Genomic DNA, 4,826 nt, shown 5'->3' on the forward strand with positions numbered 1-4,826 from the left:
GCCCCCTCGCCCGAGGTTCCCGCTCCGCCCGCGCAGTCCCGCGCCGCATCGATACGCGGCCCCGTCGGAAGAAGGTTCCCATGCCCCAGACGCCCACCCCCACGCCGGAGGCCGGCCGGCGCCTGCTGGTGCTGGACGACGACCCCACCGGTTCGCAGTGCGTCGCCCACGTGGACGTCGCCTTCGACCTGGATCCCGCGATCCCCGCCCGCGTGCTCGCCGAGGCCGGCTCCACCTGCTTCGTGCTCACGAACACTCGTGCGCTCGACGAGGCCGAGGCGGTCGCGCGGAACCGGCGCATCCTCGCCGGGTTCCTCGCCGACGGCACCGCCCGGGACGGCCTGCACGTCGTCTCCCGCTCGGACTCGACGCTGCGTGGGCACGTGATCGCCGAGCCCATGGCCATCGCGGATGAGCTCGCCAGCGCGGGGATCGAGGTCGACGCCGTCCTCTTCGCCCCGGCCATGATTGAGGCCGGCCGATTCACCGAGGGCGACGTGCACTACGCCGTGGTGGACGGAACGGCGCTACGCGTGGCGGAGACCGACTTCGCTCGCGACGCCACCTTCGGCTACTCCCACTCAAACCTGCGGGACTTCCTCGAGGAGCGCTCCGGGGGCGCGGCCCGGTCCGATGATGTGCTCAGCATCGGCCTGGAGGACATCCGCACCGGTGGCACGGAGCGCGTCCGCGAGATCCTCTCGGGTGCGCGCGAGCGCCGCTGGGTGGTCGTCAACGCCACCGAGTACTCCGACATGGAGACCGTGGCCTCGGCCGTCGCACAGCTCGAGGACCAGGGGCGCACGTTCGTGACCCGCTGCGGCCCCTCCTTCGTCCGACCCCTCGCGGGACAGTCCGGTGCCGAGGTGCTCACCCCCGACTCGATCACCATCCCCGAGGGCAGGCTCGAGCACGGCCTGGTGGTCGTGGGCTCCCACGTGGGCCTGACCACGAGGCAGCTGCGCGTGGTCCAGCACCGCGGCACCCTCGTCGAGGTGGAGCTGGAGGTGCCATCGTTGCTGGACCAGCGCCGCGAGGACCACCTGGCCGAGGTGGCCGGGCACGTGCGCGAGACCCTGCACGGCGCCGACTGCGTTGTGTACACCAGCCGCGACCTGGTGCGCACCGATGACCCGGCGGAATCCCTGGCCATCGCGCGGAGCGTCTCCGACGCGCTCGTCGAGGTGGTGCGGAGGGTGCGCGAGGCGCGTCCGGCGTGGGTGGTGGCCAAGGGCGGCATCACCTCCCACGAAGTGGCTGCGAACGGACTGGGGATCCGACGGGCCGAGGTCGCCGGACAGTTCTGGCCCGGCCAGGTGTCACTGTTCACCGCCCGCGAGGCACCCGACGAGGTCATGGGAATGCCCTACGTGGTGTTCCCCGGCAACGTGGGGGGTGAACAGGCCCTGGCCGACGTCGTCGACCGCCTCACCGCCGCTGTCCCCACCTCGTCGTGACGCTGCACCGCACCCCGACCCACCAGAGGAGAGCACCATGACTATTACTCCCACCATCGGCTGGATCGGCCTGGGAGCCATAGGCGCACCCATGGTCCGCGCTGCTGCCGACGCAGGACTCACCGTTCGGGCCTTCGACCTCAACCCCGCCGCCCGCGAGGCGGTCAGCGACGTCACAGCACCCGCCGGGACCGCCGTGGAGGCCGTGACCGGGGCCGACGTGGTCGCGGTCATGGTTGCCACCCCCGGCCAGCTGGAGTCCGTCCTGTTCGGCGAGGGCGGCATCGCCCCGTCCCTCACCGCGCACACGACCCTGCTGGTCATGTCGACCGTCGGCCCGGCCGCCATCGAGCAGACCGTCGCCGGGCTCGACGGGATCACCACCCACGTGGTCGACGCTCCCGTCTCCGGCGGGGCGGCACGCGCAGCGAAGGGCGACCTGCTGGTGATGGTCGGCGGTGCGCCGGCCGACGTGGAGAGGGTGCGGCCCCTGCTGGACGCACTGGCATCCAACGCCCCCGTGGTCGGTGACCGGCCGGGCGATGGTCAGCGCTTCAAGATCGTCAACCAGCTGCTGTGTGGCGTGCACATCGTGGCCGCCGGGGAAGCACTCGCGCTGGCCGACCGGATGGGCCTGGACCTCACGCAGGTCCACGACGTGCTGGGGACCGGCGCGGCCGCCTCGTTCATGTTCGGCGACCGCGGTCAGCGCATGGTCGACGGTGCCTTCGACGACGTGCGCTCGGCCCTGACCATCTTCGTCAAGGACATGGGGCTGGTGAGCGAGGCCGCCCGCGAGGTGGGCCAGGAGGTGCCGCTGACCGAGTCCGCCCAGCGCCTCTACCAGCGTGGCAGTGACCTGGGGTACGACCGGAAGGACGACTCGATCGTGTACGAGGTGCTGCGTGGCCGCAGGGACGGGTGAAGGGGAATGCGCTCCACACCGAGCTCGGTGATCATGGTTGATCAGCGCACCGCCACCGACGTGGGACGGGCGCCGCACGACGGGTGCAGCCACGTCCGCTTCGACGCAATGACCCAAGGAGGATTCCCATCATGACACGCGCGATGAGAATCGCGATCGTCGACTGCGACAACGAGACGTTCGACGAGGAGCAGGAGGTCGCAGCGCGGTACGGCATTGAGTTGAGCCGTGCCCAGGCCACGGATGAGGAGCAGGTCGTGGAGGCGGCCGAGGGTGCGGACGGGATACTCGTCCAGTACGCGCCCATCACCGCCTCGGTCATGGACGCCCTCCCGCAGCTGCGCGCGATCGGCCGCTACGGCGTCGGCGTGGACACCGTGGACGTCGATGCGGCCACCGATCGCGGGATAGCGGTGTGCAACGTGCCGGACTACGGTGTCGAGGACGTCAGCGACCACGCGATCGCCCTGATCATGTCAGTGGTCCGGTGCACCGCTCAGCTGGACCGCATGGTTCGTGCCGGCCAGTACTCGCTGGTGCCGGTAAAGCCCCTGCACCGGGTCTCATCGCTGCGCCTCGGAGTGGTCGGCCTGGGACGGATCGGTGCCGCGACGGCGATCAAGGCGCGGGCACTGGGGTTCACCGTCGTCGGCAGCGACCCCCAGCACGAGGTCGGCACGCAAACGAGCGACGGCATCGAGGTGGTCGAGTTCGAGACGGTGCTGTCCAGCTGCGATGTGATCAGCCTGCATGTGCCTTTGCTGCCCTCCACCCGCCATCTGATCGACGATGCCACGATCGACCAGATGAAGGACGGCGCAATGCTGGTGAACACCTGCCGTGGAGGAGTGGTGGACACCGAAGCGGTGGCCCGGGCGCTACGGTCAGGGAAGATGAAGGGTGCAGGCCTGGACGTGTTCGAGCATGAGCCACTGCCCGCGGACAGTCCCCTGATGGACTGCCCCAGCGCGACGCTGACGCCCCACGCGTCCTGGTACAGCGAGCAGTCGTACTCAGAGCTCAAGCGACGCGTCACCGAGGCGGTGGCCGCCGTCATCCATGACGAGCAGCCGCGAGATCTGCTCAATCCCGCGGCGCTGAGACGTGACTGACACGAATCCCGGCGACAGGTCGCCCCTCACTCCTCGATGCGCAGCAGGTCCGAGGCGACCGCGTCGATCTCGGCCTGCTGACCGGGGGCCTGCTCCATGCGGCGCATGTACGGCTGGGCGCGCTGGACCTGCTGCTCCAGGGCGTTGACCGTCTCCAGGAAGTTCTGGTTGGCCTGGGTGCGGAAGGTGTCGATGCCGTCCATGGTGGTGAACAGGTTGTCGAAGGCCTTCTGCAGGGTCTCCGCGGAGACGCCACTGGTGGCGGCCTGCTCCTGGATCTTCAGCGAGTTGTCGGCCAGCATCTGCGAGGTCCGGGCCACCAGGGAGTCGGTGGTGGCGTTGACTGCGTCGATCTGATCGAGCACCAGCTTCTGGTTCTCCAGCGCCTGCGCGGTGATCACCGCGGTGCGCAGCGCGGTCACGGTGGTGGTGCGGGCCCGCTCCACGCCCTGGGCCAGCTTGGTGTTGTTGTCCTCGATCAGGCCCATCGACATGTACGCCTGCACGGTCACCGCGATCTGGGTGGCCACGTCCTGACGGCGCTGGCGCACTGCGAACAGCACGTCCCGCTCCAGGGCGTCCGCGGCCTCGGTGCGGCCCTCCGCGCGGGCCTGCTGGGCTCGCTGGACCGTCCGCTCATCGAGCAGTCCCAGCAGGTGGGCGGCTTTCTGCAGGGCACCGAGGTCCTCCCACAGGCCGCGCCGCTCCACCGCCAGCTCGGCGTTGTCGCGCTGCAGCATCTCCTGGCCGCGGCCCAGGGCGGTGAGCACCCCGTCCAGCTGCTTCTGGTTCGACTCGAAGCTGCGGAAGTAGCGGGCGGCGGCGTTGCGGCCGGGCAGGAAGCTCAGTGCCTTGGAGGCGAAGGTGTCCTCCTTGGGGGCCAGGTCCTCCATGGTGGTGCGCAGGTCCGCCAGGGACTTGGAGACGACCTCCTGGGAGCCGCCGGACTCCTTGGCCTCCCGCAGCGACTGCTCCATGAACCGCGAGGAGGTGCCGGAGGTGCGCTCGAAGGTGCGGCGGGCCACCGCGCCCAGCGCGTTGACCTGCGCGGTGAACTCCTGGGAGTGGGGGTTCAGCTTCGAGATCTCCTCCACCCACTGGTCGGCGCGCTTCTCCAGCTCCTGCTGCTGCTCGGCCGGGAGGTCCGCCAGCAGGGAGACGGCCTTGTCCTCGCTGAGCTCCTCGACGGGCTCGGCGGGCACGATGTCCTGGGCGGGGGTGGGGGGCTGAAGCTTGTCCATGGGGGCCTCCTGGGGCTGATGGTCGCGTGGGTCGGTGGTTGTTCGTGGGGGCGGTGTGGGCCGTGGGCCGGCCGGGGCCCGCCGGGGCCGG

General features: G+C 70.3%; 4 protein-coding genes. 3 read left to right on the top strand and 1 reads right to left on the bottom strand.

Annotated features, from left to right (window positions below; all coding sequences use genetic code 11):
- Positions 1-80 precede the first annotated feature (80 nt).
- From M3B01_RS14325 to M3B01_RS14335, 3 genes are all read left to right on the top strand, one after another.
- Complete coding sequence (locus M3B01_RS14325) at positions 81-1,457, top strand: four-carbon acid sugar kinase family protein (RefSeq protein ID WP_259793196.1); 1,377 nt, start codon at positions 81-83, stop codon at positions 1,455-1,457.
- A gap of 37 nt (positions 1,458-1,494) precedes the next feature.
- A complete protein-coding gene (locus tag M3B01_RS14330; protein WP_259793197.1) occupies positions 1,495-2,382 on the top strand; it encodes an NAD(P)-dependent oxidoreductase in 888 nt (295 codons plus the stop codon).
- A 131-nt stretch (positions 2,383-2,513) separates the two neighbouring features.
- Positions 2,514-3,494 carry a C-terminal binding protein gene (locus M3B01_RS14335; protein WP_259793198.1) on the top strand — a complete coding sequence of 327 codons (981 nt, stop codon included), beginning with the start codon at positions 2,514-2,516 and terminating at the stop codon, positions 3,492-3,494.
- Positions 3,495-3,520: 26 nt separating this feature from the next.
- On the opposite strand, the gene M3B01_RS14340 is transcribed toward M3B01_RS14335, so the two are convergent.
- Positions 3,521-4,735 carry a toxic anion resistance protein gene (locus M3B01_RS14340; RefSeq protein ID WP_259793199.1) on the bottom strand — a complete coding sequence of 405 codons (1,215 nt, stop codon included), beginning with the start codon at positions 4,733-4,735 and terminating at the stop codon, positions 3,521-3,523.
- Positions 4,736-4,826 lie beyond the last annotated feature (91 nt).

Source organism: Brachybacterium sp. p3-SID957 (assembly GCF_025144775.1).
GTDB classification, from domain to species: domain Bacteria; phylum Actinomycetota; class Actinomycetes; order Actinomycetales; family Dermabacteraceae; genus Brachybacterium; species Brachybacterium epidermidis.